The sequence below is a fragment of the Ruegeria sp. CDSA246 genome (assembly GCF_059611225.1).
This window is the reverse complement of sequence record NZ_JBXWPD010000001.1, coordinates 255,156-281,295: the sequence shown is the minus strand read 5'-3', so window position 1 is coordinate 281,295 and position 26,140 is coordinate 255,156. Positions and strand designations below refer to the sequence as shown.

General features: G+C 55.9%; 27 protein-coding genes and 1 tRNA gene. 14 read left to right on the top strand and 14 right to left on the bottom strand.

The genetic code is table 11. The annotated features are described in order from the left end of the window. Nucleotides 1–23: 23 nt before the first annotated feature. From AC2FI9_RS01380 to AC2FI9_RS01370, 3 genes are read right to left on the bottom strand one after another with little or no spacing between them, the layout of a single operon-like run. Nucleotides 24–548: a gamma carbonic anhydrase family protein gene (locus AC2FI9_RS01380; protein WP_496722896.1), complete on the bottom strand. Its 525-nt coding sequence runs from the start codon at nucleotides 546–548 to the stop codon at nucleotides 24–26. Next, nucleotides 545–1,186, bottom strand: a complete 642-nt coding sequence (gene gmk / locus AC2FI9_RS01375; protein ID WP_058271617.1) for a guanylate kinase — start codon at nucleotides 1,184–1,186, stop codon at nucleotides 545–547. The genes AC2FI9_RS01380 and gmk overlap by 4 nt, the downstream gene beginning before the upstream one ends. A 16-nt stretch (nucleotides 1,187–1,202) precedes the next feature. Then, complete coding sequence (locus AC2FI9_RS01370) at nucleotides 1,203–2,093, bottom strand: YicC/YloC family endoribonuclease (protein WP_496765345.1); 891 nt, start codon at nucleotides 2,091–2,093, stop codon at nucleotides 1,203–1,205. Nucleotides 2,094–2,392: 299 nt separating this feature from the next. Between AC2FI9_RS01370 and AC2FI9_RS01365 the strand changes: the two genes are divergently transcribed. After that, a complete protein-coding gene (locus AC2FI9_RS01365) occupies nucleotides 2,393–3,013 on the top strand; it encodes a PAS domain-containing protein (RefSeq protein WP_496764856.1) in 621 nt (206 codons plus the stop codon). A gap of 60 nt (nucleotides 3,014–3,073) precedes the next feature. On the opposite strand, the gene AC2FI9_RS01360 is transcribed toward AC2FI9_RS01365, so the two are convergent. Next, a complete protein-coding gene (locus AC2FI9_RS01360) occupies nucleotides 3,074–4,444 on the bottom strand; it encodes a class II 3-deoxy-7-phosphoheptulonate synthase (protein WP_496738585.1) in 1,371 nt (456 codons plus the stop codon). A gap of 169 nt (nucleotides 4,445–4,613) precedes the next feature. Between AC2FI9_RS01360 and AC2FI9_RS01355 the strand changes: the two genes are divergently transcribed. Next, nucleotides 4,614–5,618, top strand: a complete 1,005-nt coding sequence (locus AC2FI9_RS01355) for a GlxA family transcriptional regulator (protein ID WP_496738584.1) — start codon at nucleotides 4,614–4,616, stop codon at nucleotides 5,616–5,618. A gap of 7 nt (nucleotides 5,619–5,625) precedes the next feature. On the opposite strand, the gene AC2FI9_RS01350 is transcribed toward AC2FI9_RS01355, so the two are convergent. Next, nucleotides 5,626–6,720 (bottom strand): PQQ-dependent sugar dehydrogenase, encoded by a 1,095-nt coding sequence (locus AC2FI9_RS01350; protein WP_496738583.1) that lies wholly within the window; start codon nucleotides 6,718–6,720, stop codon nucleotides 5,626–5,628. A 153-nt stretch (nucleotides 6,721–6,873) separates the two neighbouring features. Between AC2FI9_RS01350 and AC2FI9_RS01345 the strand changes: the two genes are divergently transcribed. The 4 genes from AC2FI9_RS01345 to AC2FI9_RS01330 all read left to right on the top strand — a co-directional run bounded on the left by AC2FI9_RS01345 (nucleotide 6,874) and on the right by AC2FI9_RS01330 (nucleotide 10,245). Continuing rightward, nucleotides 6,874–8,055 (top strand): ABC transporter substrate-binding protein, encoded by a 1,182-nt coding sequence (locus AC2FI9_RS01345; protein ID WP_108858629.1) that lies wholly within the window; start codon nucleotides 6,874–6,876, stop codon nucleotides 8,053–8,055. Between the two features lie 130 nt (nucleotides 8,056–8,185). Beyond that, nucleotides 8,186–8,974: an ABC transporter ATP-binding protein gene (locus AC2FI9_RS01340; RefSeq protein WP_496764853.1), complete on the top strand. Its 789-nt coding sequence runs from the start codon at nucleotides 8,186–8,188 to the stop codon at nucleotides 8,972–8,974. A gap of 99 nt (nucleotides 8,975–9,073) precedes the next feature. Continuing rightward, nucleotides 9,074–9,787 (top strand): ABC transporter ATP-binding protein, encoded by a 714-nt coding sequence (locus AC2FI9_RS01335; protein WP_496722912.1) that lies wholly within the window; start codon nucleotides 9,074–9,076, stop codon nucleotides 9,785–9,787. Nucleotides 9,788–10,002: 215 nt separating this feature from the next. After that, complete coding sequence (locus AC2FI9_RS01330; protein ID WP_496764850.1) at nucleotides 10,003–10,245, top strand: hypothetical protein; 243 nt, start codon at nucleotides 10,003–10,005, stop codon at nucleotides 10,243–10,245. Nucleotides 10,246–10,430: 185 nt separating this feature from the next. Here AC2FI9_RS01330 and AC2FI9_RS01325 read toward each other — a convergent pair whose 3' ends face one another. After that, nucleotides 10,431–10,763 (bottom strand): hypothetical protein, encoded by a 333-nt coding sequence (locus AC2FI9_RS01325; protein ID WP_496764848.1) that lies wholly within the window; start codon nucleotides 10,761–10,763, stop codon nucleotides 10,431–10,433. Between the two features lie 555 nt (nucleotides 10,764–11,318). Between AC2FI9_RS01325 and AC2FI9_RS01320 the strand changes: the two genes are divergently transcribed. The 4 genes from AC2FI9_RS01320 (at nucleotide 11,319) to AC2FI9_RS01305 (ending at nucleotide 14,686) form a co-directional block, all read left to right on the top strand. Further along, a complete protein-coding gene (locus tag AC2FI9_RS01320; RefSeq protein WP_496738579.1) occupies nucleotides 11,319–11,690 on the top strand; it encodes a hypothetical protein in 372 nt (123 codons plus the stop codon). A gap of 236 nt (nucleotides 11,691–11,926) precedes the next feature. Beyond that, a complete protein-coding gene (locus AC2FI9_RS01315) occupies nucleotides 11,927–12,937 on the top strand; it encodes a branched-chain amino acid ABC transporter permease (protein WP_496722920.1) in 1,011 nt (336 codons plus the stop codon). Then, nucleotides 12,934–14,247 carry a branched-chain amino acid ABC transporter permease gene (locus AC2FI9_RS01310; RefSeq protein WP_496764846.1) on the top strand — a complete coding sequence of 438 codons (1,314 nt, stop codon included), beginning with the start codon at nucleotides 12,934–12,936 and terminating at the stop codon, nucleotides 14,245–14,247. The genes AC2FI9_RS01315 and AC2FI9_RS01310 overlap by 4 nt, the downstream gene beginning before the upstream one ends. A 187-nt stretch (nucleotides 14,248–14,434) precedes the next feature. Continuing rightward, on the top strand, nucleotides 14,435–14,686 hold the full coding sequence (locus AC2FI9_RS01305) for a hypothetical protein (protein ID WP_496722924.1): 252 nt from the start codon (nucleotides 14,435–14,437) through the stop codon (nucleotides 14,684–14,686). 41 nt (nucleotides 14,687–14,727) lie between these two features. Here AC2FI9_RS01305 and AC2FI9_RS01300 read toward each other — a convergent pair whose 3' ends face one another. Continuing rightward, a complete protein-coding gene (locus tag AC2FI9_RS01300; RefSeq protein WP_496738577.1) occupies nucleotides 14,728–16,269 on the bottom strand; it encodes a helicase HerA-like domain-containing protein in 1,542 nt (513 codons plus the stop codon). A 430-nt stretch (nucleotides 16,270–16,699) separates the two neighbouring features. Here AC2FI9_RS01300 and AC2FI9_RS01295 point away from each other — a divergent pair, with 430 nt between their 5' ends. After that, nucleotides 16,700–17,308 (top strand): invasion associated locus B family protein, encoded by a 609-nt coding sequence (locus tag AC2FI9_RS01295; protein ID WP_496738576.1) that lies wholly within the window; start codon nucleotides 16,700–16,702, stop codon nucleotides 17,306–17,308. Between the two features lie 63 nt (nucleotides 17,309–17,371). Here AC2FI9_RS01295 and AC2FI9_RS01290 read toward each other — a convergent pair whose 3' ends face one another. From AC2FI9_RS01290 to AC2FI9_RS01275, 4 genes are read right to left on the bottom strand one after another with little or no spacing between them, the layout of a single operon-like run. Further along, nucleotides 17,372–18,580, bottom strand: coding sequence for a beta-ketoacyl-[acyl-carrier-protein] synthase family protein (locus tag AC2FI9_RS01290; protein WP_496738575.1), 1,209 nt, complete (start codon nucleotides 18,578–18,580; stop codon nucleotides 17,372–17,374). A 9-nt stretch (nucleotides 18,581–18,589) separates the two neighbouring features. Further along, nucleotides 18,590–18,847 (bottom strand): acyl carrier protein, encoded by a 258-nt coding sequence (locus tag AC2FI9_RS01285; RefSeq protein WP_496738574.1) that lies wholly within the window; start codon nucleotides 18,845–18,847, stop codon nucleotides 18,590–18,592. A 32-nt stretch (nucleotides 18,848–18,879) separates the two neighbouring features. Next, a complete protein-coding gene (lpxD, locus tag AC2FI9_RS01280; RefSeq protein WP_496764844.1) occupies nucleotides 18,880–19,971 on the bottom strand; it encodes a UDP-3-O-(3-hydroxymyristoyl)glucosamine N-acyltransferase in 1,092 nt (363 codons plus the stop codon). A 36-nt stretch (nucleotides 19,972–20,007) separates the two neighbouring features. After that, nucleotides 20,008–21,612: a L,D-transpeptidase family protein gene (locus AC2FI9_RS01275; RefSeq protein WP_496764842.1), complete on the bottom strand. Its 1,605-nt coding sequence runs from the start codon at nucleotides 21,610–21,612 to the stop codon at nucleotides 20,008–20,010. Between the two features lie 354 nt (nucleotides 21,613–21,966). Between AC2FI9_RS01275 and mepK the strand changes: the two genes are divergently transcribed. Further along, complete coding sequence (gene mepK / locus AC2FI9_RS01270; protein ID WP_058271601.1) at nucleotides 21,967–22,536, top strand: peptidoglycan L,D-endopeptidase MepK; 570 nt, start codon at nucleotides 21,967–21,969, stop codon at nucleotides 22,534–22,536. A 315-nt stretch (nucleotides 22,537–22,851) separates the two neighbouring features. Further along, on the top strand, nucleotides 22,852–22,998 hold the full coding sequence (locus tag AC2FI9_RS01265) for a hypothetical protein (protein ID WP_496764840.1): 147 nt from the start codon (nucleotides 22,852–22,854) through the stop codon (nucleotides 22,996–22,998). 159 nt (nucleotides 22,999–23,157) lie between these two features. Here the strand turns inward: AC2FI9_RS01265 and AC2FI9_RS01260 are convergent, their stop codons facing one another. Then, complete coding sequence (locus AC2FI9_RS01260) at nucleotides 23,158–23,493, bottom strand: winged helix-turn-helix transcriptional regulator (RefSeq protein WP_058271907.1); 336 nt, start codon at nucleotides 23,491–23,493, stop codon at nucleotides 23,158–23,160. A 74-nt stretch (nucleotides 23,494–23,567) separates the two neighbouring features. On the opposite strand from AC2FI9_RS01260, the gene AC2FI9_RS01255 reads away from it, so the two are divergent. Beyond that, complete coding sequence (locus AC2FI9_RS01255; RefSeq protein WP_496764838.1) at nucleotides 23,568–24,662, top strand: NAD(P)/FAD-dependent oxidoreductase; 1,095 nt, start codon at nucleotides 23,568–23,570, stop codon at nucleotides 24,660–24,662. A gap of 111 nt (nucleotides 24,663–24,773) precedes the next feature. On the opposite strand, the gene AC2FI9_RS01250 is transcribed toward AC2FI9_RS01255, so the two are convergent. After that, a tRNA-Arg gene (locus AC2FI9_RS01250) sits at nucleotides 24,774–24,850 on the bottom strand. Nucleotides 24,851–24,916: 66 nt separating this feature from the next. Next, nucleotides 24,917–26,137 (bottom strand): cysteine desulfurase, encoded by a 1,221-nt coding sequence (locus AC2FI9_RS01245; protein WP_496764836.1) that lies wholly within the window; start codon nucleotides 26,135–26,137, stop codon nucleotides 24,917–24,919. Between the last annotated feature and the right edge of the window lie 3 nt (nucleotides 26,138–26,140).

Sequence of the window (26,140 nt, the reverse complement as noted above, 5' to 3'; positions counted from 1 at the left end):
CTCTTGATGCGTTTGGAATCAACCTAAGACACAGGTTTCAAAGTTTTGCGAAACGCGCGCATATTCTGCTGATAGTGAAGCGCGCTGAAGGTGATTTTTTGCGCTGCCGCCGCATCCAGTTCCCGCACAACTTTGCCCGGTGACCCCATAACCAGAGAGTTATCGGGTATTTCCTTGCCTTCGGTAATCAGTGCGCCGGCACCGATAAGACAGTTTTTCCCGATCTTTGCGCCGTTCAAGACAATCGCGCCCATTCCGATCAGTGTGTTTTCCCCGATCGTGCAGCCATGCAGCATGACCTTGTGTCCGATGGTGCAGTTCTTACCAATGGTCAGCGGATACCCGGCGTCGATATGCATGACGCAGTTTTCCTGGACGTTGCTGCCCTCGCCCACGCGGATCTCTTCGTGGTCGGCGCGGATGGTGCAGCCGAACCAGACCGAGGCACCCTGCTCCAGAACGACTTTCCCAATCAGGTTGGCGTCCGGCGCAACCCAGGTGTCTTCGTGGATTTGCGGCGCGTGGTCACCCAAAGCGTAAATGGTCATGCCAAGCCCTCAAATTCGTTTTGCAACGTGCGGACATGGTTCTGCAGGCTGGGCTGCTGGATGCGGCGCATGCGTTCGGCGCTGACGATGGTTTTCAGCTTCTCTTCGGTGGCATCCAGATCGTCATTGATCAGAACATAGTCATAATAGCCCCAGTGGCTAATCTCATCCCAGCTTTTCAACATCCGCTTGGCGATCACGTCTTCACTGTCCTGACCGCGGCTTTCCAGCCTGCGGCGCAGCTCGGGGATAGACGGCGGCAGGATAAAGATCGACAAAGCGTGCTTGCCCAGATCCGAATTGCGGATTTGCACCTCGCCTTGCCAGTCCACGTCAAACAGAACGTCTTTGCCACTGTTAATGGACTCGCGAACCGGACCCGCAGGTGAACCGTAGAAATTGCCGAACACGTGCGCATGTTCCAGCATTTGTCCCTCGGACACCTGCTGCCGGAACGCATCTTCACTCAGGAAGTAATACTCGCGTCCGTCTTCCTCACCTGGACGTGGTGCGCGGGTGGTGGCCGAGACCGAAAACTCAAGCTCAGAATCCCACTGCATCAGCCGTTTCGCCAGGGTCGATTTACCGGCCCCCGAAGGCGAGGACAGAATGATTAATAGGCCGCGTCGATCCGCCATTTGGGCGCTCCTGTGGTTATTCTACGTTCTGCACTTGCTCACGCATCTGATCTATTACGGCCTTCAACTCAAGGCCTACCGCTGTCAATTCCGCGCTTTGCGCCTTTGAGCACAAAGTATTGGCCTCGCGGTTGAACTCCTGCATCAGGAAATCCAGCTTGCGCCCAACCGCCGCGTCCTGCGCCAGCAGATCGCGGGCTGCCACGACATGCGCTTTCAGGCGATCTATCTCTTCGGTGATGTCCGCCTTGACGGCAATCAGAGCCAATTCCTGAGCAACGCGGTCCGGATCAGCCCCCTGCGCGTTGTCCATTACCCGCGCCAGATTATCCCGCAGCGCCTCGGCCATCTTGTCCTTGCGTTGCTCTGCCAGCTCTGCCGCTTGGGCCGTTAATGAAGCCACCTGCCCCAGTTGATCTTCCAGAACAGTTGCCAGCGCCCGACCCTCGGACTGGCGCATTTCTATGAATTCGCCCAATAGGCCACTGAATTCTGCCGTCAGTTGGCCAACCAATGGGCCCGGGTCATCCCCATCACTGCCCGCATCCAACATACCCTTGAGCGAGATCAGATCAGCGGCCGTCGAGGGCCTAAGGGTCACGTCCCGCGCAATGGCCATTTCCTGCGTTCGCGCCACAGCCTCAAGAACGGCACTCATGGCAGTCTCGTTCAGGACCAGGTCCGCCTGCGTCTCATCTCGGCTGAGGCGCAAAGACAATGTCACATTGCCCCGGCTTAGTTTTTTCGACATCGCGGCGCGCAACGCAGCCTCAAGCCCGGTCAACCAGTCCGGCACGCGCAGACGCATGTCCAGCCCCTTGCCGTTCACGCTGCGTAACTCCCACGTCCAGCTATGCGGGCCAAACGCCCCTTTGCCCGAGGCGAAACCCGTCATGGATTCAATCATGCCTGCCCTTTCCATAGCTGCCTGTTTTCAGTTTGCTGGGCGCACCTAATGCGAACTGCGCGCACAGGGCAAGAGTTTGCTGACTCTGCCTTTGCCCGTCAGTCGTTAACCATTCGTTAAAGATTTGCTCCAAAATTGAATCAACCTGCGTCAGTCTTACAGCTGCGGACACTGGCCTCGGATAGAGGTCCCCGGTACTTCGCATTTTAGGAAAATGACGGTCGATAGGCGCCAGGGTGATAATGATGAAAACCTTTTTCGGGAACGGTTTCGGGTCAAGTTTTGGAAAGATCGTCTCTATGGATCGTTTTGACAGCGGGCGCAGCCTTTCGCCTATCCGCCAGGCCGAGGCGTATTGGACGGCGCTTCTGACAGGTGATGGGGTTCCCATGCGGTCGCAAATCGACCCGCGCGGGCTTGAGAACATTTTGGAATACACTTTCGTTCTGGAACGCATCGCCCCCGGACTTACCCGATTCCGTCTGGCCGGGAGGCATTTGAACCAGCTGGCCGGGATGGAAGTGCGTGGTATGCCGCTGACTTCCTTCTTTGAGCCCGGCGCGCGGGACCAGATCAAGACCGTGTCGGAACAGGTATTCGCACAACCAGCTATCGCCAATCTGACCCTGGAATCATCAGGTCGGTTGGGGCGTGTGCAGTTACAGGCCCGCATGCTTCTGTTACCGCTGAAAAGCGATTTAGGTGATGTCAGCCGCATTCTGGGCGTAATGGTCAGCGACGGCGCTATAGGTGCAACACCCCGACGATTCACAATCTCAGAAACCAATTTGCGCCCGGTGTCGGATGTGCAGGTTCCCAAACAACCGTCGCAAACGGTCCAGACCGGATTCGCAGAAGATCAGCAAAAATTTGACCGTCCCGGTTCACATCTGAGGCTGGTTGTGTCGCGCGATGACTAAGTCACAAACAAAAAAAGGCGGGCCCATCCAGCCCGCCTTTTCCGATTATTGTCTATAACCTTAACTGGCTGCGCGGTTCTTGCGGTCGCGGCGCAGGTTGGTCAGCTCTTCTGCGACCAGGAATGCCAGTTCCAAGGACTGCGATGCGTTCAGGCGTGGGTCGCACGCTGTGTGGTAACGATCTGACAGGTCCTCTTCGGTCACCGCGCGCACGCCGCCGGTGCATTCTGTGACGTCCAGACCGGTCATCTCAAAATGCACACCACCAGGAACCGTGCCTTCGGCCTGATGGACGCCAAAGAAGTCGCGTACCTCACGCAGGACCGAGTCGAACGGACGGGTTTTGTACCCGGTTGCCGACTTGATCGTGTTGCCATGCATCGGGTCGCAAACCCAGGTGACCTTGGCGCCCTCTTCCTTAACCGCCTTGACCAGGCGCGGCAGGTGCTCGCCTGCCTTGCCTGCGCCAAACCGTGCGATCAGGGTCAGGCGACCCTCTTCGTTTTCCGGGTTCAGCTTGGCCATAAGAACCTTGAGGTCCTCGGCTGTCGTGGTCGGGCCGCATTTTAGACCAATCGGGTTCAGTACCCCGCTGCAGAATTCCACATGCGCACCGTCTGGCTGACGCGTACGGTCGCCGATCCAGATCATGTGACCGGACCCTGCCAACCAGTTGCCGGAAGTAGAATCGAGACGGGTCAGAGCCTCTTCGTATTCCAGCAGCAAGCTTTCGTGGCTGGTGTAAAACTCCACGGTTGAGAACTCATGCGTAGTGTCCGCTGTGATCCCGGCGGCATCCATGAAGTCGATCGTGTCTTGGATACGGTCAGCAATTTCCGAGTATTTCTGTACATCCTGTTCATCCGTGAAGCCCAATGTCCACGAATGCACCATGCTCATATCGGCGAATCCGCCGGTCGAGAATGCACGCAACAGGTTCAAGGTAGCGGCAGCCTGCGTGTAGGCCTGCAGCATCTTGCTGGGATTCGGGATGCGGGCTTCGGGCGTGAAAGCCAGCTCGTTGATGATGTCACCGCGGTAGCTGGGCAACTCAACACCGTCCAGAACCTCGGTCGGCGCACTGCGCGGCTTGGCAAACTGGCCCGCCATACGGCCCACTTTGACCACGGGCACCTTGGCACCATAGGTCAGTACCATCGCCATCTGCAGCATCACCTTAAAGGTGTCACGAATTGCATCCGCGCTGAATTGTTCAAAGCTTTCAGCACAATCCCCGCCCTGTAACAGGAAAGCCTCGCCGCGACCGGCGGCACCCAGATGTTGTTTGAGACGCCGTGCTTCGCCAGCAAAGACCAGCGGGGGATACTGAGAAAGCTGAGCCTCGACTTTGGCCAGCGCGGCCGCATCGATATAGTCTGGCATCTGAACCCGGGGCTTGTTGCGCCAGTTCGTTTTTTGCCATTCGGTCATAGCTTTGATCTCCGCTGAAGTAGTCAGGTCGTCTCTATACAAAATGCATTGAAGACTGACCATATCCCTTTTGCGCCTCTTGACGTCGGAAACAAGCTTTGATCATGGTGGCTGGCAACAACGACGCCGGACGCGACGTAACAACGCGCCGAATCAAGGACACCAAGCCATGCAAGAGCAACGCCAAGTTGTCACAGTGGAAGGCGCTGAGGCCAATCCTCGGCATTTCGTGTTTGTCCTTTTGGACAAGTTTTCCCTGCTGTCTTTTGCCTCGGCGTTGGACAGCCTGCGGATTGCCAACCGTATGGCAGACAAAGAACTCTACACGTGGGCCCTGGCCGGTGAAGGTGGTGATACGGTCAGCTGTTCTGCCGGGACTACCTTTAACGTTGAAACCGACTTGGTCGAACTGCAACGCGATGACGTGGTCTTGATCTGCGGCGGCGTCGACGTGCAACTGGCGACAACAAAGAAAGTGCTGAACTGGGTCCGCCGCGAAGCGCGGCGCGGTTTGCGCATCGGCGGTCTGTGCACAGCAGCCTTTACGTTGGCCAAGGCCGGATTGCTGGACGGTAAACGCGCAACGATCCACTGGGAAAACTCGGACAGCTTTATCGAAGAGTTCGACGAAGTTGAACTGACCAAATCAGTGTTTCAGATCGACGGAAACCGGATGACGACTGCGGGCGGCACGTCCTCAATCGACCTGATGCTCAAGATCATTGCCGATGATTATGGTGAGGATCTGGCGAACGCCGTGGCGGACCAGATGATCTATTCCTCGATCCGTACCGATCAGGATACACAGCGCCTGTCGACCCCGACCCGGATTGGTGTACGACACCCCAAGCTAAGCCAGGTTATCCTGATGATGGAAAAGAATATCGAAGAGCCGATCTCGCCATCGATTCTGGCAAAAGACGTGGGCATGTCCACCCGACAACTGGAACGCCTTTTCCGCCGCTATCTCAGCCGCTCACCCAAACGCTACTACATGGAATTGCGCCTGCACAAAGCACGCAACCTGCTGATGCAGACGGACATGAGTGTGATCAACGTGGCTTTGGCTTGCGGCTTTGCCTCGCCCAGCCATTTCTCAAAATGCTACCGGGCCCATTACAACACCACGCCTTATCGTGAACGTGGTGCGCAAAGCGGGCGGTTGTCCGTCTGATCTACGCCTATCCGGGGGTCATGCGATAGATGGCTCCCTGTCCCACCGAAATAAACCAGATTGCCCCATCCGGGGCTTCGACGATATCGCGAACGCGCTCGGTTTCCGGCCCTTTGATCTGTTCGACCTCGCGCAGCGGTGTTCCTTCAAGGCGCGAGATGTAGTCAAACTTGAGCGACCCGACAAAGATATCGCCCCGCCACTCTGGCCAAAGCTTGCCGGAATAGACCAGCAAACCGGACGGTGCGATGGACGGATCCCAATAGTGTTCCGGCTGTTCCATCCCGGGTTTCGAGGTCCCCTCTCCGATTTTTTGGCCCGAATAGTGAACGCCGTAGGAGATCACCGGCCAGCCGAAATTCCGCCCCGGTTGGATCAGGTTCACTTCATCCCCGCCCTTCGCACCATGCTCTGAAATCCACAAGCGACCTTGCCTGTCCAACCCAGCGCCCTGCGGGTTGCGATGACCAAATGACCAAATCTCAGGGCGAATTCCAGCCTGTCCGACAAAAGGGTTGTCGGCAGGTACCGTGCCATCGCGATTGATGCGAATAACGGTGCCCATGTGGTTTGACCTGTCTTGCGCTGACGGACGGTCGCCGCGATCCCCAATCGTAACAAACAGCGTTCCGTCCTGCGCCTCGACCACGCGCGAACCGAAATGTCGGCCAGTCGAACCGCCCGGAACTGCTTCGAAAATGATCCGTACGTTGTTCAAGCGGCTCCCGTTTTCCGACAGGCGCGCCACGGCCACCGCGGTTCCCGCCCCGCCACTTTGGGGTTTGGAGAAGGTGAGAAACACCTCGCGGGTCTGCGGAAAATCCCGTGCCACGGTGATATCGAGCAGCCCGCCCTGCCCGTTCGCAGCCACCTTGGGCACCCCGGCAATGCGTTTGACCTCGCCTTCCGAGACAAACAAAAGATCGCCGTCCCGTTCGGTCACCAATGTTCCGCCTCCGGGCAATAAGCCGATCGCCCAAGGTGCATCCAGCCCGGTGACCATCGCCGTGACCTGAACCGTCCCGGCTGAGGTTTGAAGGGTATCGGCGCTGATGGGGCCGGCAAAAACCGACAGGACCAGAATCGCGGCAGCCCTAAGCATGAGAATCTCCAACTTTGGTAAAACGTGACAAACTCATCAAAACAAATAGGTTTATTCTTGGCAAAAACACATTTGCGTTAGGACTTTTCTTTTCCAGACAGCTTGCCTAGGGTCTTGCCCAGAACGAATACGTTCCAATAAGGGAGTAACCATATGAAAAAGCTGCTTACTGCAACCGCAGCATCCGCTCTGCTGGCTGGTCCGGCACTGGCCGAAGACGTCACTTTGGGCGTCCTCTTCGGCTTTACCGGCCCGATTGAATCGCTTGCACCTGCAATGGGTTCCGGCGCTGAAATGGCGATGGCCGAAGTCACCGAATCCGGCAAACTGCTGGACGGCTCAAAGGTCACCGCGTCGCGCGCTGACACCGGTTGTATCGACAACGGTCTGGCGACCTCGAACGGCGAACGTATGATCGCGGACGGCGTTGCTGGTATTGTCGGCGGCGACTGCTCGGGGGTGACCGGTGCGATCCTGCAAAACGTTGCGATCCCGAACGGCATGGTCATGATCTCGCCGTCGGCGACATCACCGGGTCTGTCGACCATGGAAGACAATGGTCTGTTCTTCCGCACCGCCCCGTCGGATGCACGTGAAGGCGAAGTGATGGCTGACATCCTGAAGGATCGCGGCATCAACTCGATCGCCCTGACCTATACCAACAACGACTACGGCAAGGGTCTGGCAGACGCGATCCAATCCTCGTTCGAAGCAGCCGGCGGTGAAGTGACCATCGTTGCCGCGCACGAAGACGGCAAGGCTGACTACTCGGCTGAAGTTGGTGCGCTGGCGTCGGCTGGTGGCGACATTCTGGTTGTCGCAGGCTATCTGGACCAGGGCGGTCTGGGCATCATCCAGTCCTCGCTGGACAGCGGTGCCTTTGACACATTCGGTCTGCCGGGCGGCATGATCGGTGACTCGCTGCCTTCCAACGTCGGTCCCGACCTGAACGGCTCGTTCGGTCAGATCGCCGGTTCGGGCGGTGAAGGTGCTGAAAAGTACTTTGCCATGGCCGAAGCCGCAGGCTTTGACGGTTCGTCGCCCTATTCGCCTGAATCCTATGACGCTGCCGCGCTGTTCATGCTGGCCATGCAGGCGGCAGGTTCCACTAACCCGGCTGAATACGGTGCCAAGATCTTGGATGTCGCCAACGCCCCGGGTGAGAAGATCTATCCGGGTGAACTGGCCAAAGGTCTGGAGCTTCTCGCCGCTGGTCAGGACATCGACTATGTCGGCGCGTCGGGTGTTGAGCTGATCGGCCCCGGTGAAAGCGCGGGTTCTTATCGCGAGATCGAAGTAACCGACGGCGAAAACAAGACCGTCAACTTCCGTTGAACCGGTCTTAAACGTCATAAAATCAAGCAGCCCGGGCCTTGTGTCCGGGCTGTTTCAATGAAAAAAGGCCGAACCTCACCTTTTGAGGTCGAGGAAGCAGAAACACCGACAAGGGTGGCTAGGGGAATAGATGATCGTCGTCGAGGACGTGCACAAGCATTTCGGCGGGTTTCACGCGGTGGATGGGGCGTCGCTGGAAATCCAAAAAGGTTCGATCACAGGCCTGATCGGGCCAAACGGGGCGGGAAAGACCACCCTTTTCAACGTGATCGCGGGCGTTCTGCCACCGACCAGCGGCAGGGTGTACATGGACGGCGAAGAAATTACCGGCCTTCCCCCGCATGACCTGTTTCACAAGGGTTTGCTGCGCACCTTTCAGATCGCGCATGAATTCTCTTCGATGTCCTGCCGCGAGAATCTGATGATGGTGCCCGGCGCCCAATCGGGTGAATCGCTGTGGAACACCTGGTTCAGTCGCAAGCGCATCGCCGACGAAGAACGTGCCCTAATGGCTAAAGCGGATGAGGTTCTGGAGTTTCTGACCATTGAGCACCTGGCCGACCACAAGGCAGGTCAGGTCTCTGGCGGGCAAAAGAAGCTGCTGGAACTCGGCCGCACCATGATGGTCGACGCCAAGATCGTGTTTCTGGACGAGGTCGGCGCGGGCGTGAACCGCACCCTGCTGATGACCATCGCCGACACCATCCTGCGTTTGAACAAAGAACGCGGTTATACTTTTGTCGTTATCGAACACGACATGGATTTTATCGGCAAGATTTGCGACCCGGTCATCTGTATGGCCGAGGGGAAAGTCCTGGCCGAGGGTACACTGGACGAGATCAAAGCCAATGAGCACGTGATCGAGGCCTATCTGGGCACTGGCCTGAAGAACAAAGACAAACTAGAGGCCGGGGCATGAGCGATGTGATGAGAGTGAGTGCACACAGTTTGCGCAAATGGGGTCGCTGCCCCGAAACCCCCGGGATATTTGAAGGCCAGATGAAGAAGGATCCTGTGAATGTCTGAGCCGTTTCTGATCGGTGACACCATGACCGGTGGTTATGGCAAGGGGCCGGACATCTTGCATGAGTGCACCATCGCTGTGGACAAAGGTCAGATCGCGGTGATCGTTGGCCCCAATGGCGCAGGTAAGTCTACTGCGATGAAGGCCGTTTTTGGAATGCTGGATGTCCGGTCGGGATCTGTCCGGCTGGACGGTGAAGACATCACCAACCTCACTCCGCAGGACCGCGTTATCCGCGGGATGGGGTTTGTGCCGCAAACCTCAAACATCTTCACCTCGATGACGGTTGAAGAAAACCTTGAGATGGGCGCTTTCATCCGTCGCGACGACATCAGCCAAACCATGGAACAGGTCTACGACCTCTTCCCCATCCTGCGCGACAAGCGAAATCAAGCGGCCGGAGAGCTGTCGGGCGGTCAACGTCAGCAGGTCGCTGTAGGCCGAGCGCTTATGACTCAGCCCAAAGTTCTGATGTTGGACGAGCCGACCGCTGGTGTTTCGCCGATCGTGATGGATGAACTGTTCGACCGGATCATCGAAGTTTCGCGGACCGGTCTGCCGATCCTGATGGTGGAGCAGAATGCTCGTCAGGCTCTGGAGATCGCGGACAAGGGGTATGTGCTTGTTCAGGGGCGGAATGCCTATACTGGAACGGGCAAGGAACTGTTGGCTGATCCGGAGGTGCGGAAGAGTTTCTTGGGGGGGTAACGACGGTGTTTATTGAACAAAGACTGTGTTACTTGCTTGCCTCGGTCATTGTTGGGTTCGCTTTACCGCAAGCGACTTACGCCGAAAGTGTTCCTCTGTCGCATTGTAGAATGAAGATGTGTGAAGTTCGGGCACACTGTATTTCCAACGATTGTGAGGCCGTCGAATGTCTTGGAGACGGATTAAACTTGGAAATCTCGTCCATCGGGAGCCTGGTGAATACCTTTGCCGTTTCTCCAGAAAAAGACAGCAAGTTCCCTATGGGAGAATTTAGTATCGATCCAGAGCTTTCTACAGAAAACACTGTTTTCGCAAGCAGTGTTGAGGATAGCGAAATCGCGCACATGCAAGTCAAATTGCACAAAGGCCAACCCACCGACATTACAATCACCACGCAAACCAGAGGTTGGATGGTCGACGTTTTGGTAACCCATGGCCATTGCGGAGAAGAATACTAGTGGCCTACCTCAACGCCCATGTGGCGCTCTTCAGCTTCGTCTTTGTTCCCGCAACCGCCTAGGCCGACTATCCAAGTTTCGACGTGTTGGATTAGCATCGCCAACTTTCATTGAAATTGCTGTGCCGGGAAAACAGGGTTTTCTATTCCCGACCCCGTTTTCACTGGCCAGATATCAAACCTCATTTACCCTATCGGATCACCACAGGACCCAAAGTCCTGCGCGGCATGCGGGCCCCTGATCGACATGTCGTAGTCAAGATTCTCGAAGTCGACGACAAAGGTAATCACATCTTTATCCTTAATGTGCAAAAACGTCAGCGAGTTCAGCCCGCCGATGATGACGGCTTCACCTTTGACGTCATCGGTTACAATGAACCCTTTGTCCGTGGCCCCTGACCGCGCCAGCGTCACCGCGTTGCCCGTGCTGTCCGAGACGCAGTTCACCACAAAATCCTCACCGTTCAGAGGATCGTTCTGAGCCGCCGCAACACCGGGCGCTACCAAACTTAAAAACAAAATCGCCGCGTTTTTCATGTCTTGCCTTTCTGTTCCCGGAGCCGCTGGGTCTGCGCCATGACGTGATCCGTATTCCGTAAGTTGGGCTTCGCATTTCCTGGCGAGCCGTTCTGGAAAGCTAGGGATATCCCACCGAGATCAAAGCGTTGTCCCAAGCGGATCACTTCATCTTGAGGTTGCGTGATACTGTTCGTAACGTCGGACGCCATAATTTGCTGGTTACTGAGAGCATCCCCGAATCTGGTTGTTTCAATGTCGGTACGCAAGGATTTGCACAACGTTACAGCGACGGTCGGTAAATCTGTCCAAAATAAGGCGGATTTTACGCTGGAACGGTCAGGAAACCAATCTTCATCGAATTATATCCTGAGTTTTCAATGTATAATTTCTGTGGCCTCAGACTTCTTGAAATTTCAGCATTCAGAAATCTGTCCCCAGAAGGATTAATTCTCGCCATTTTTCCCACCTAGTGAGGCCCAGAAATCGCGCCCTTCGATGGCCGGTTTACCAACACATGGACCGATTTGTCGGCCAACACCTTTTAGGAGAGCTTATATGAAATATCTGGCCGCTCTTGCTGCCTTGTTGCTGCCCGCTGTCGCGCAGGCCACAACGCAGAATACACCGGGAGCTGAGTTTGTTTACGAGTGTCAGATTGAAGAGATTTGCAAGTCCGGCAAATGTTCCCCTGCCACAGCGCCCAAGAAAATCATGCTGAAACGTGTTGAGGGCGCATCCAAAGGAACCTTGAGCGTCGATGGCGATATTGCCGAGCTGCATGTTTTCAAAGGGCTTGGTTCTTATGAATTTCTGCAAATCACCAATGGCGGCAGCGTCGGTTACACTATCGACGAAAGCGGTACGCTCGCGATCCGGGCAACGGGAGCCAACAGCCGAAACGAGCGTGGAACCTGCACGGTCAGCTGACGACACCAGGTCCAATACGCCCCGTTGGGGTCCCAAACCACAACCGTTCTGGCGGGTCAGCCCCGCCTGAACACGCACAAAGAGAACGCCGCTGTCATCAGCAATCGGAGCAATGCCGATTTTGTCGCTTTCGGGTTGAAAATTTCCCAAGTTAACGCCGGAAAAGACGTGGGAATGATTGTGCAAATGGCAAAACGCATGCCATAAAGCCGCACCCGAAAGAACGAGACGATCAAATGGACTTATTGAATGCGTTAGTCGCGCTGGCAAACTTTGTCATCGTGCCTGCGGTTGCTTACGGCAGCCAATTGGCGCTTGGCGCGCTAGGGGTCACGCTCATCTACGGAATCCTGCGGTTTTCGAATTTTGCCCATGGCGACACGATGGCCTTCGGCGCGATGATTGCCGTGCTGGTCACCTGGGGCCTGCAAGCCGCCGGAGTGAGTTTCGGACCGCTACCCACCGCACTGTTGGCCCTGCCCTTCGCGATCCTGGGCTGTATCGTTCTTGTTCTGATAACCGACCGGTTGGTCTATCGGTTCTATCGGGAGCAAAAGGCCAAACCGGTGATCCTTGTGATCGTCTCGATGGGTGTCATGTTCATCATGAACGGGCTTGTTCGCTTTATCATCGGGCCGGATGACCAAAGGTTTTCGGACGGTGCGCGCTTCATTATATCCGCCCGTGATTTTAAGGCGATGACCGGATTGCGTGAAGGGCTTGCGATCAAGACCTCTCAGGGCATCACTCTGGTAGTTGCCGTTATTGCGGTGGCGCTGCTGTTCTGGTTCCTCAACAAGACCCGCACGGGCAAATCGATGCGGGCCTATTCGGATAACGAGGATCTGGCGCTGCTTTCAGGCATCAACCCCGAGCGTGTTGTGATGATCACCTGGATTATCGTGGCAGCATTGGCGACCACGGCTGGTGTTCTTTATGGTTTGGACAAAAGCTTTAAGCCTTTTGTCTATTTCCAACTTCTGCTTCCGATCTTCGCTTCGGCCATTGTCGGCGGTCTCGGCAACCCGCTGGGCGCCATCGCGGGCGGGTTCATTATCGCGTTTTCCGAGGTCACCGTAACTTATGCGTGGAAAAAGGTGCTGACTTACGTCGCGCCAGAAAGTCTGGCGCCTTCGGGATTGGTGCAATTCCTGTCCACTGATTACAAATTCGCCGTCAGCTTTGCCATCTTGCTGATCGTGCTTCTGTTCAAGCCTACCGGCCTGTTTAAGGGGAAAGCGGTATGACCGAGTCCGTCAAAAACACGCTGCTTTTCATTGTCGTTGGCGGTCTGATCCTGCTGACCGGTTTCACACAAAGCTGGAACGCCGCAATCCTGATCCTGAACATGGGGTTGATCTCGGCCATCATGGCGATTGGGGTAAACCTGCAATGGGGGTTTGCCGGCCTCTTTAACGTCGGCGTCATGGGTTTTGTCGCACTGGGTGGACTGGCTGTTGTTTTGATATCGACCCCGCCGACCCCCGGCGCATGGTCCTCGGGTGGTTATGGCATTCTTTTGGCGTTGCTTTTAGGCGCAGCAACCGTTGTGGCGGCTGTGCTGGTGGCGACCCGGATGCCCAAGGGGCGTGCCCAAACCTTGACGATTATTGCCATTCTCCTTGTTGGGTTCTTTGTCTACCGCGCAATATTTGATCCAAGCGTTGTGGGGGTCGAGGCAATCGAACCCGCAGTTGCCGGCAACCTTGGCGGTTTGAACCTGCCGGTCCTTGTGGCCTGGCCTGCGGGCGGTTTGCTGGCCGCTGGTGCGGCGTGGCTGATCGGAAAGACGGCGCTGGGCCTTCGCTCTGACTATCTGGCGATCGCGACACTGGGCATTGCCGAGATCATCATTGCCATCATGAAGAACGAGGATTGGCTGGCCCGAGGTGTAAAGAACGTCTACGGCATCCCGCGCCCTGCCCCTGTGGTTGGTTACGAGGTCGAATTGCAGAACGATCCCAGCTTTGTCGCCCGCGCTGACTGGCTCGGGTTGGATCCGGTCATCGCGTCGACCCTGTCGGTCAAACTGGGCTATTCGCTGCTGTTCATGATCGTTCTGCTTGTCCTGCTGTGGATGGCGCAAATGGCGTTGAAAAGCCCGTGGGGCCGCATGATGCGCGCCATCCGCGACAATGAGGTCGCGGCAGAGGCAATGGGCAAGGATGTTACCCGCCGCCACCTACAGATCTTCGTGCTCGGCTCGGCCATCTGTGGCATCGCCGGTGCGATGATGACAACTCTGGACGGGCAACTTACGCCGGGCACATACAATCCCCTACGGTTTACGTTCCTTGTCTGGGTGATGGTCATTGTGGGCGGTTCGGGCAACAATTTCGGTGCTGTATTAGGCGCATTCCTGATCTGGTTCCTTTGGGTTCAGGTCGAGCCGATGGGATTGTGGTTCATGAACCTGATCACTTCGAGCATGCCGGATGGCAGCGCGCTTAAGTCTCATTTGATCGACAGTGCCGCGCATATGCGTCTGTTCACCATGGGCCTTATCCTGCTGATTGTTCTCAGGTTCAGTCCAAGGGGATTGATTCCGGAAAAGTAAGATCACATTCCATCAATTCTTGAGACCGCGCCAACTGACTGGTGCGGTTTCTTGATTTTATACGGTATACGGATTAGACGAATCCCAGTACCGCCTTGATCCAGCCCTCTTTTTGGCCAGTATTTACGCTAAATTGATGCTTGGCCCGCGATCATTCGGGAAACCTACGAGTTTAAAAAGAGTGCACATGAATACTTCCTTCACTAAAATAGCCCTTACCGTCCCGCTGCTCGCCATGCTGGCTGGATGTATCCCGTCGCCGGAAGAGTTGGAAACGGCCCCGGTAAAAGTGCAGACGCCTAAGGGTGAAGTTACGTGCCAACTATATCGTCCAGACCGTGTGATCTGGGATCGAGCGACCAACTTCCCGGCCACCAAAATGTCGGTCTCCGAAGCGGACGCCTATTGCAAGCAAGAAGGCCAGCGCCGTCTGAAGTAAAATACGTGCGCCGGGTAGAAGGTTCCTGCCCGGCACTACCCTTATCTGGCCTTGAACAAACCGCCAAGAATGCCGCGTACAATGCGACGTCCGGTTGTTCCTTTCAGTTCCTTGATCACAGCCTCACTCATAGCGGTTGCGAATGTGTCTTTCTTACGCATCACGCGAGAGGATGACCGCCCAACCCGGCTGCCGGAATAGCGTCTTGCTGTCGCAAATTCACGCTCGGCCGTGGATTGCGTTTCCAACTGTTCCTCGGCCTCGGCCGCTGCTTGCGCTGCTGCATCTGCGCGGGACTGAAGGATTTCAAAGGCAGATTTCCGGTCCTTCAACTGCCCGTATTTCACTTTCATCGCTGACGCATCCATCAGCGCCTTCCGCTCGGCCTTGGTGATTGGCCCCAGTTGCGTTCCCGGCGGGCGGATCAGAGTGCGTTCTACGATCCCTGGCACGCCTTTTTTCTGCAACATCGAGGTCACGGCCTCACCGACACCAACCTCACGGATCGCCTCTTCGGTGTCGAAGGCTGGGTTTTCACGATAGGTTTCTGCTGCAAGTCGCAGGTTCTTGCGATCCCGCGCCGTGAATGCGCGCAAGGCATGCTGCACCCGGTTGCCCAGCTGGCCAAGAATGTCTTCTGGAACGTCCGCCGGATTCTGCGAGATGAAATAGACACCCACCCCCTTGGAGCGAATGAGGCGGGCGACCTGTTCGACCTTGTCCACCAGAACCTTGGGCGCATCATCGAACAGCAGATGCGCTTCGTCGAAGAAGAACACCAGTTTGGGTTTGTCCGGGTCGCCAACTTCCGGCAGTTCTTCGAACAGCTCGCTTAGCAACCACAGCAGGAATGTTGCGTACAGACGCGGTGACCCCATCAGCTTGTCGGCAGCAAGGATGTTCACGACGCCCTGCCCGTTCTCATCCACGCGCATCAGATCGGCCAGTTCCAATGCGGGTTCACCAAACAGTTTGGTGCCGCCTTGGTTTTCCAGCACCAGCAGGCGGCGTTGAATAGCCCCGATCGAAGCGGTTGAGACATTGCCATAGCGCAAAGACAACTGAGCCCTATTTTCCCCAATCCAGACCAGCAAGGACTGAAGGTCTTTGAGGTCTAATAGCGGTAAGCCCTCTTCGTCTGCCACCCGGAACGCGATGTTCAGAATGCCCTCTTGTGCTTCGCTCAGATCCATCAGGCGCGACAGCAGAAGAGGTCCCATCTCGGTTACTGTTGTACGAACGGGATGTCCCTGTTGCCCGAACAGATCCCAGAACGTGACCGGACACGCGCCATACGCGTAATCGGTAAAGCCTATCCGCTGGGCGCGATCCTGAAACGCTTTGTGAAGCTTGTGACCTTCGCTGCCCGCCTTGGCCAGACCGGACAGGTCCCCTTTGACGTCAGACAGGAAAACCGGAACACCGGCCTGGGAAAACCCCTCGGCCAGAATTTGCAGTGTCACCGTTTTACCTGTTCCCGTCGCCCCCGCGATCATGCCGTGGCGGTTGGCATATTTCAGCGTCAGCGACTGCGGTTGGCCGTAGTCGTTGCCACCGCCGCCCAAGAATATGTTTTGGTCCATGAATGTAAGGCCTTATTTCCACCGATCTGCGGCCAGCATACAAAGTTAACCTTTAACTGCGAAAGTCTAATTGCTGCCTTGTGGCTAAGGTTACGGGGCGGCATATTTCCTCCCTGTCGACTGACCGCGCCCTCGGGCGCGGTTTTTTTCACAAATCATGGCCGTTACATTAAAATTTCAGGTTTTCAGTTGACCGATGCCCCCGCCTTTCGTAACGTCTGCGCATAAATAAGTCGGCCAGTCCGACGGGGAGAAAATTATATAAAGGGAGCCGCTCCACCGGCTCCCTTTGTTCTTTTTAACGTCGCGCTACATTTCCGATAACCCGGCGAAAAACCGTTCACATGTTGAATTGACCCACCTTAGCCCCTGACAGGGTCTGGTAAGGGTGATAGACGAATAAAAAATCCAACATAAGACCGAGGCAATCATGATCAAGAACACCCTATCCATCAGCCTGGTGACCACTGCTTTGTGGTGCGGAGCCGCGTTCGCACAGGAAACGACGCAGGAAACCGAACAACAGCCCCAGACCTCGCAAACTGAGGTCGGCAGTAATCTGGACCTGGGTGAAACCGGTCCGCGCGTCGGCGAACAATACGTTAAGGAAGAAAAGGGCGACTGGGCGATCCTGTGCATCAATACCGATACCGATGAAGACCCCTGCGTGATGCGTCAGATCCTGACCGGCGAGCAAGGCCAGCCGATCGCGGAAATCACTCTGGAAAAACTGCCCGAAGGCGTGGCTGCGGTTGCCGGAGCAACTGTGGTTGTCCCGCTGGAAACGATGCTACAGGCGCAGCTGGCGCTTTCAATCGATGGTGCTCCGGGCAAGCGCTACGACTACCACCACTGTAACCCAGTTGGTTGCGTCGCGCAGATGGGCTTTACCGAGGGTGACGTGAACGCAATGAAGGTCGGATCCAAAGCGACCTTGTCGCTTGTGTCGGTTCTCGCACCAAACCAACTACTGCAACTGGAATTATCGCTGTCAGGATTCACCGCAGGTTTTGAAGGATTGAAAGTTCTACAGAACTGAGGTTTCACTAAACTAAAGAAGCCGCCGGGATTTACCGGCGGCGTCTTTGTTTGAAATCAGAAGTTAAATGCGTTTCAGGGCAATAACGGCATTCAGCCCGCCAAAAGCAAAGGCGTTGCTAAGTGCCACGTCTACTTTCGCCTCGCGGGCTTCGTTTGGCACAACATCCAGCGCGCATTCGGGGTCCGGCTCTTCATAGCCGATGGTCGGAGCGATCACGCCATCCCGCAGTGCCATGATACAGGCCAGCAGTTCGACCGCGCCGGTGCCACCGATAAGGTGGCCGTGCATCGACTTGGTCGAAGAAATCATCAGTTCGTCCGCATGAGGACCAAAGACACCGGCCACGGCCGCGCATTCTGTCTTGTCATTGGCCGCGGTTCCGGTCCCATGTGCGTTGATATATCCGACGCTGTCCGCGCTTAACCCTGCATCCGCAAGCGCGCCCGACATGGCGCGTGCGGCGCCCTGCTTGCTGGGCATGACAATGTCCGACGCATCTGACGACATCGCAAAACCCACGACCTCACACAGGATATTAGCCCCACGGGCGCGGGCGTGCTCGAATTCTTCGAACACGAAGACACCTGCGCCTTCGCCCTGCACCATGCCATTGCGATTCGCGCTGAACGGACGGCAGGCGTCTTTGGACATGACGCGCAGCCCTTCCCAGGCTTTGACACCACCAAAACACAACATCGACTCTGACCCACCGGTCAGCATCGCTGGAGCGGCACCGCTGCGTACCATCTGGAATGCCAGCGCCATTGCGTGGTTGGACGAGGCACAGGCCGTCGACACCGTAAAACTTGGCCCTTTGAGATTATGCTCCATCGAGACGTGGCTGGCCGCCGCATTGTTCATCAGCTTGGGAACGACAAACGGGTGCACCCGGTTTTTGCCATCTTCGTAAACGGAACGGTAGTTGTCATCCCAGGTCGAAACGCCGCCGCCAGCGGTTCCCAGCACAACGCCGGAACGGGCCGCGAGGTCGCCGTGGAATTCGATCCCGGATTGATCAATCGCTTCTTTGGCCGCCGTCAGCGTGAATTGGGTGAACCTATCATACAGCGTCATTTGCTGGCGATTAAACCGCCCCTCAGCCTCGAACCCGCGGACCTGGCCGCCGATCTGAATGGCCAGTCTTTCAACATCGCGAAATTCAAGCGCAGAGATACCACAGCGCCCTTCGCGCATAGCCTCTAACGTATCAGGCACCGAATGGCCCAGTGAATTGATAGTACCGGCCCCGGTGATAACGACGCGTTTCATAGGATTATGTCAGACCTTTTCCGACACCAGCTTTTCGATACCGGTGATGATGGCCGCGACATTCGAGATGTCAAAATCGCTGGCGCTCGGCTCGTTGGCGTTGAACGGAATCGAGATATCGAACTCTTCCTCGATGGCGAAAATGCTTTCGACCAGACCAAGGCTATCGATGCCAAGATCTTCGAGCGTGCTTTCGGGTGTCACATCCGACGGCTCCAGCACGGCCTGCTCTGCAATGATTGCGATGACGCGGTCGCTGATGCTCATGTCGATCCTCTAATTATCATGTTGTGGTTGATTTAATCGCTCGGAGGCTGTTTGGAAACAGCCTTTTTCAGCGCCTCAACGTCACGTGCCAATCTCGGCAGCCGGCGCTGCGCTTTGTAAATGTCTGTATGCGTTTCCATTTTGATGGCGGGATAGCCCATAACCACGCGCCCTTTGGGAACGTTGGATAGGATTTTTGTGCCCCCGCCCGCAATCACACCATCGCCGATAAAGATATTGTCCGACACTCCGGTCTGTCCGCCCAAAACAACGTTGTTTCCAATTTCAACTGATCCGGACACACCGGATTGCCCGCATAACAGGCAATCCTGCCCGACACGGGTGTTGTGCCCGATATGAACCTGGTTATCGAGCTTTGAACCATCGCCAATGCATGTGTTCCTGATGGTCCCATTGTCCACGGTGCAATTCGCACCGACTTCGACATCATCGCCAATCTCAACGGCACCCAAAGAATGAATGCGGAGCCAGCTTTGCGCCCGGGCTTCACCCTGATCGCCCATAGATTTGCGGGCGTTTTCCACGCCTGATACCTCGGGCGTCACAAAGCTGAAACCGTCGCTGCCGATCCGCGCACCGGGTTGGGCAATGAAACGGTCACCGATCTGAGCACGTGCTCCGATACTCACCATCTCGCGCAGAAAGGCGTGGTCACCCAGAACGGCATCCAGACCGATCACGCAATGTGGCCCGATGACCGCATTCTTACCGATACGCGCACCGGCACCAACAACTACCAATGGACCGATCGAGGCACCCTCGCCTATCTCCGCCGTTGGGTCGATTACGGCAGAGGGGTGAATGCCCGGCTGAACTCCCTGCCCGCGATCCAGCATTGCCGTGATACCTGCCATCGCCATGCGTGGACGCGGCACAAAAACCGCGGCCTCCAACCCCAGAGCCTGCCAATCCGCACCTTCCCACAAAACGGCGGCGCGGGCGGCACCCGTGCTAAGCGCGTCCGCGTATTTCGGCGACATCGCCATTGCCAGGTCAGACGGCCCGGCATCGACCGGTTCTGCGGCGCGCTCTATAACAAGGCCAACTTCACCCTGACAGTCCGCGCCCAAGGCTTCGGCGATTTGCTGAATAGTGTACTGCATGACGGGCTTCCCGAATTAAGGACCTGCCCCCGGTGATTACCCCTGAACGTCCGGCAGGGCTACCCCTGCTTTCTGCAGAGCGTCCCAGATTTTTCGGTCCCGGTCATAGACATCGCGGCGGTACTGAACCTCACCTTTCGGACCGACATAGGCGGTGCGATAGATCAGGTGAACCGGAACATGCTGTTCCAGCGGGACAGTCGTTTCCTTGCCGGACGCCAATATACGGTGGAAAAACGACTTTGGGTCCTCTTCCTGCTTGGCCAAAAGCGCATAGGCAAACTCAAAAGGTTGCGCCAAACGGATACACCCGTGCGAGAACGCCCGCGTCTCACGTGCAAACAGAGATTTCTGAGGCGTATCATGCAGATAGATGTTGTACTTATTGGGGAACATGAACTTCACCAACCCAAGCGCGTTGCTTTTGCTCGGGGGTTGACGCATAGCAAACGGGAAGTTTCTGGTGTTGAACTGGGAGAAATCAACCGCGCCCCGATTAACCAGACGACCGCTGCGATCTGTGATCTGGATGTGACCTACGGCGTTTGGATTTGACTGCAATTTTGGCAGATATTCCTTGGTGATGATCGAGCGCGGTACATACCAACTGGGGTTGATGACCATATGCTCCATCTCGTCCGAAAACTCCGGGCTACGACGGTCATGCACGTTCTTGCCGATCACGGCGCGGGTTTCAAAGGTAACCCGGCCATCGTCCACGATCTTGGCCGAAAAGTCGGCTTGGTTGACCAGAATGTGCCGCTCACCCCGTTCCCGCGGCAACCAGCGTTCTCGTTCCAGTGCAACATACACGGCCTTCAAACGCTCGGACGCCGTGCGGTTAAGTTCGGTGATCGTGCCCTCTCCGGCGACACCATCGGTGGCCAGACCGTGCGCCTGCTGGAAGTCTTTGACAGCACCCAGCATTGCCTCATCGAATTCGGGGCTTGCGGTCGGACTTAGATACCCCATTGTGATCAGACGGTTACGCAGCTTAACTACATTAGGTCCGGTATCGCCATACTCCAACTTACCCACGGGCACACCGGCACCCCAACCGCCTTGGTTGACCAAAGCTTCCAGCGCGATTTTCTGTTTCATCAATGCGCGGTACTGGGTGGACTGCGGCGCGAGTTGATCGAAATACCCGTCACCTTCCGCAGTCAGCAGGCCCTGCAAATGGTCATTGACTGACCGACGCGACACCTTGCGGACCAGCCCATCGTCGATCTGCGCAGGACGCAATGTGCCCGAAAACAGATCACTTGCGTAGCTGACAAACGCCTTGCTCAGTTCAATTTCAACCGCACCCAAGTCCCGCAGCGATCTGGCGTCCTGCATCTTTGAAACAATCGACTGAACGTCATAAGCCCCTTCTGGCAAACCATGCAAGTTCGTAGTCGACAAAGCCTTGATCAACCGCGCCCTACGCGCCTCGTGCTCGGGCGTGTCTCCGACCCAGATTGGCGCAAACGCGTTGGTACGATAGAACTCTGCCAGGCCCGAACCTGCAGGCGCAAACTCGGCAACAGCCATTTGAAATGCCGTTCCGGGTGCCGACTGGGCACTTGCCACAGAGGCTGACGCCGTAATGCAAGCGGCGAAGATAAGATTTTTAGGCAACTGAAAAAGTGCTCGCATGGGATGACCTTGATTATTCAATACTTTGCGCGTTCTGAGGCGCGTTCCGAACGAATATGGTTTTCAGCTGGACGTTTTGTCCATTCACAAATACATCAATCCAAAGCATCCATCCGAGCCTGATGCGCGTTTGCATCGGCTATGTTGCGCGAACGCCTAATTGCCTCAATAGTATACCGATTTGCATCACCTGCGCAAAAATTCGCCGAAAATTCCCCCTTGAAAAGATGAATGTGAAAGATTTCTTGGCTGGCTTTTCGGACTGTGTCATAAATCCCGCATCTGGGATGGGAAAAAATTAAGATCGCGCGCGTAACATCGTGTGCAGGCAGGAACAGTACGGGACGAAACGAAATGACCACGAGCAGTACATCGGGTTTGACCCGGCGTGCCCTATTGGGCGCATTCGCTGCAACAGCAGTTGTAGCAGCACCGACTTATTCCAATGCAGCAGGTTTTTTGCGCGGTGGCGGCGATATCCGTCGTATCCGAATGTATTCGGGCCGCACGGGCGAACGGATCGATATGATCTATTGGGTCGACGGCAAATACATCAAGGACGCCGTCAAAGAAGTGAACCACTTCATGCGCGACTGGCGCACTGACCAGGCCAAGTCGATGGATCTGCGCACCATCGATATCATGGCAGCCTCTCACAATCTTCTGGACGTGAATGAGCCCTACACTCTTTTGTCCGGCTACCGCTCCCCCCAAACCAATGCAATGCTGCGGTCTCGTTCGCGCCGTGTGGCCAAGAACTCGCTGCACATGAAAGGTCAGGCTGCTGACTTGCGCCTTTCGTCTCGTTCTGTGTCCCAGATGGCCAAAGCAGCCATGTCTTGCCGCGCTGGTGGTGTTGGCAAGTACCACCGCTCGAACTTCGTCCATATGGATTGCGGCGAGGTTCGCAGCTGGGGCGGCTAAAAGACACCCAAACTGTTTCTCAACGACGAGCGCCCTTGGGCGCTCTTTGTTTTTTGGACGACCTGCGCACATGTTTTGCCCGGATACGGGATTGCCAATTGCCGCGCTTACAAGTCCGGAATTGGCGGCCAAAAAAGTATTTTCACGAACTTGGAAACATCATTCTTTGGTGAGCCACCATTCGTGTCTCACCGACAAGTTCATAACATGATGAAAAATATCGCGACTTTATGAAGAGATTTTTTTCGAGAAAGGAGTCATATTGCGGCGTTAGAGGAAAGATTAAAGATTTCGATTGTCACCAAAGTCATAGCTTTGTTCCTGCTGGTTGCCGCGCTTTATCTTGCGTACTACGCTGGTTCGTTTCAGCAAGAACTCAAGGATACTGATAAACCGCCGCCGGTGGTTTTGTTTTCCATTGTAGTGGCCCTTGCCGCCTATCTGCTTTTGGTTCTGGTATAACTGCCCCGTCTGGTATTGGGGTGCACGCGCGGCTTCGTTCCGCGGAAGGGCGCCAGCGCTTGTGGGTTTCTGGATGCCGCTGCCTCAGCGCACTTTCTCGACCTATTTGTGACGAATGGCAGTACGCCCGCTATTGCGGCTCAGCTTACTGCAGTGCCATCATTTCGGATCGCGCAGCAGGTCCGCGTTGCTCGCCGCCCAGTCATGCATCGCCTGCAGCAGCGGTATCAAACTTTGCCCTAAAGGCGTCAGGCTGTATTCCACATGGGGCGGGATGGTTTTGAAGTCTTTGCGTGAAACAAAGCCCGCTTCTTGCAACTCACTTAGCTGGCGGGTCAGTGTCCGGTGCGTTATGCTGCCAAGGTTTCGCTGAAGCTGATTGAACCGCGAGGTTTCCTGCGCCAGCCAATAGACAATCAAAAGTTTCCACTTACCCGAAATCGCTTCGATCAACGGCTCGATAAGGCAATTCTCTTTCGATTCGAGAGTTGTCATGACAGTATCCTAAATGACCGTACTTGTCGTTTTGATAACGTATTTCTAACTACTGCCCGGAACACCCAAATGCAATGAGGATTGGGATGAGCAAGAAGAAGGTAGTGATTGTTGGTGGCGGATATGTCGGCTTTGAAGTTGCCAAAGAATTGGATGCGCATGCCGATGTCACACTGATTGAGCAACGCGAAGCTTTTGTGCAGCCGCCGGCAACAATCCGGGCGCTCTTGGATCCTGCTTTGCTGGATCAGATCGTTCTGCCGTATGATCGCCTGCTAAAGACCGGGCGGGTCGTGCGTGGCCGCGCTGTATCGGTGTCTCAAACCGAAGTGACCCTGGAAGATGGCAATGTCCATCCCGCTGATTTCATCGTCGTGGCCACAGGTTCGTCCTATGCGGCACCGTTCAAACCATCGGGCGACAGCATCGATGATTTTCGTCGGGCCAGCGCGGATGTCAGCGCGCAATTGGCAGCCGCGAAATCGGTGGCAATCGTCGGGGCTGGTGCTGTTGGCACAGAACTGGCGGGGGAAATTGCTGCGGCACGACCGGACAAGGACATCACTTTGATTTCGTCGGACGACACCCTTTTCCCGATGTATCCCGCTAAGTTTGGCAACCAGATCAAACGCAAACTTGAACGCGCCGGTGTATCTGTCGTGCTTGGTCAAAGGGCCGAGGATCTACAGCGTATGGATATGCCTTACGCGGGATCAGTGAAACTGACCGATGGCCGGGTTGTCTCGGCTGATCTGGTGTTTCCGGTCGTCGGATCAAAACCAAATTCGACCTTGATTCAGACTTTGCCTGGCGTGAATGCTCTACCATCCGGTCGGGTCAAGACCGACAAATGGATGCGCCCGTCGGGTTTTCCGAATGTCTTCATCGCGGGCGACATCGCCGACATTGGTGACGGTATGACGATTGTCGCGATCACCAGACAAAACCCATGGTTGATCAAGACATTGAAACAGGTGTTGAAGGGACAGGCGGTCGAAGATCAAAAGCCCTATGCGCCTTGGAAGAAGGCACCAATCCTCGTTCCGCTGGGACCTCATGTCGGCAATAGTTGGCTCTTTGCGACGGTTGGCGATTGGATCACCCGCAAGATGAAGGGAAAAGAGCTTTTTATCCCAAAGTATCGCAAGGCATTCGGTCTTTCACGATAGCGGCAGTTCTGAGCTGGTGCATTTCACGGCCCGATCAATTGAATGCCGAAGCGAAAGCGGGCTTAAGAGGGCAAAATCATCACCCAGCTAGCCGTAAGCCATTAATAGTAATGGCGCACCTGAGAGGATTCGAACCTCTGGCCTCTGCCTTCGGAGGGCAGCGCTCTATCCAGCTGAGCTACAGGTGCCTTGGCCGTTAGCTAACCTTGTTCCGATCCGGGTGCAACTGCAAATCTTTCCGGATCGGCCAGGTTTCACGCAAACAAATCATGTGCCAATTCCAGCGCGTCGATCAGTATGTCGACCTCGTCCGTGGTGTTGTACAGACCAAAGCTTGCGCGGCAAGTCGCCGTGACACCGTAGAAATCCATGAGCGGACCAGCGCAGTGGTGCCCGGCACGAACAGCCACGCCTTTCTTGTCCAGAATGGTCGAGACATCATGTGCGTGCCCGGCCCCGTCCATCGTAAAGCTGAAGATCGCGGCCTTGTCCGGGCGTGTGCCCTGAACCTGCAACCAATTCAGACCGGTCAGTTTCTGCATAGCATAGTCGCGCAACCTGGCCTCATGAGCGGCGATATTTTCCATCCCCAGATCCATCATGTAATCCAGCGCAACACCCAGACCGATGGTTTGGACAATACCGGGCGTTCCGGCCTCAAACTTCATTGGCGGGTCGTTGTAGATCACCTGGTCCTTGCTGACCTCTTTGATCATGTCGCCGCCACCGATAAAGGGGCGCATCTCGGCCATGCGTTCGGATTTTATGTAAATCGCACCCGACCCCGAAGGGCCATAAAGCTTGTGGCCAGTAATTGCATAGAAATCGCATCCGATATCAGCGACATTGACAGGCATGTGCACGGCACCCTGGCTGCCATCGACCAACACCGGTACGCCTTTTGCGTGCGCGCCTTCTGTGATCGCTTTGACATCGACCACCGTGCCCAACACGTTCGAACATTGGGTCACTGCAACCAGCTTGGTCTTGGGACCGATCGCGTCGATCACGGCCTGCGGGTCAAGGCCACCGTCAGCGTCCACGTCGACCCATTTCAGGACGACGCCCTGACGTTCGCGCAGGAAATGCCAGGGAACGATATTGGCGTGGTGTTCCATCACGCTCAGCACGATCTCATCCCCGGCCTGCATGCGCGGCATGGCCCAGCCATAGGCGACCAGATTGATGCCTTCGGTCGTGCCTGAGTTCAAGACAATTTCATCCTCGTCCGCCGCGCCCAGAAAACGGGCGATGGTTCCGCGAACGGATTCGTATTTTTCGGTCGCCAGATTGGACAGGTAATGCAGGCCGCGGTGAACATTCGCGTATTCTTCGGAATATGCCCGTGTCACCGCATCAATCACGACCTGCGGTTTCTGCGCCGATGCGCCATTGTCCAGATAGGTCAACGGCTTGCCGTTCACTTCCCGAGACAGGATTGGAAAGTCTGAGCGGATTTTCTGCACGTCATACATGGT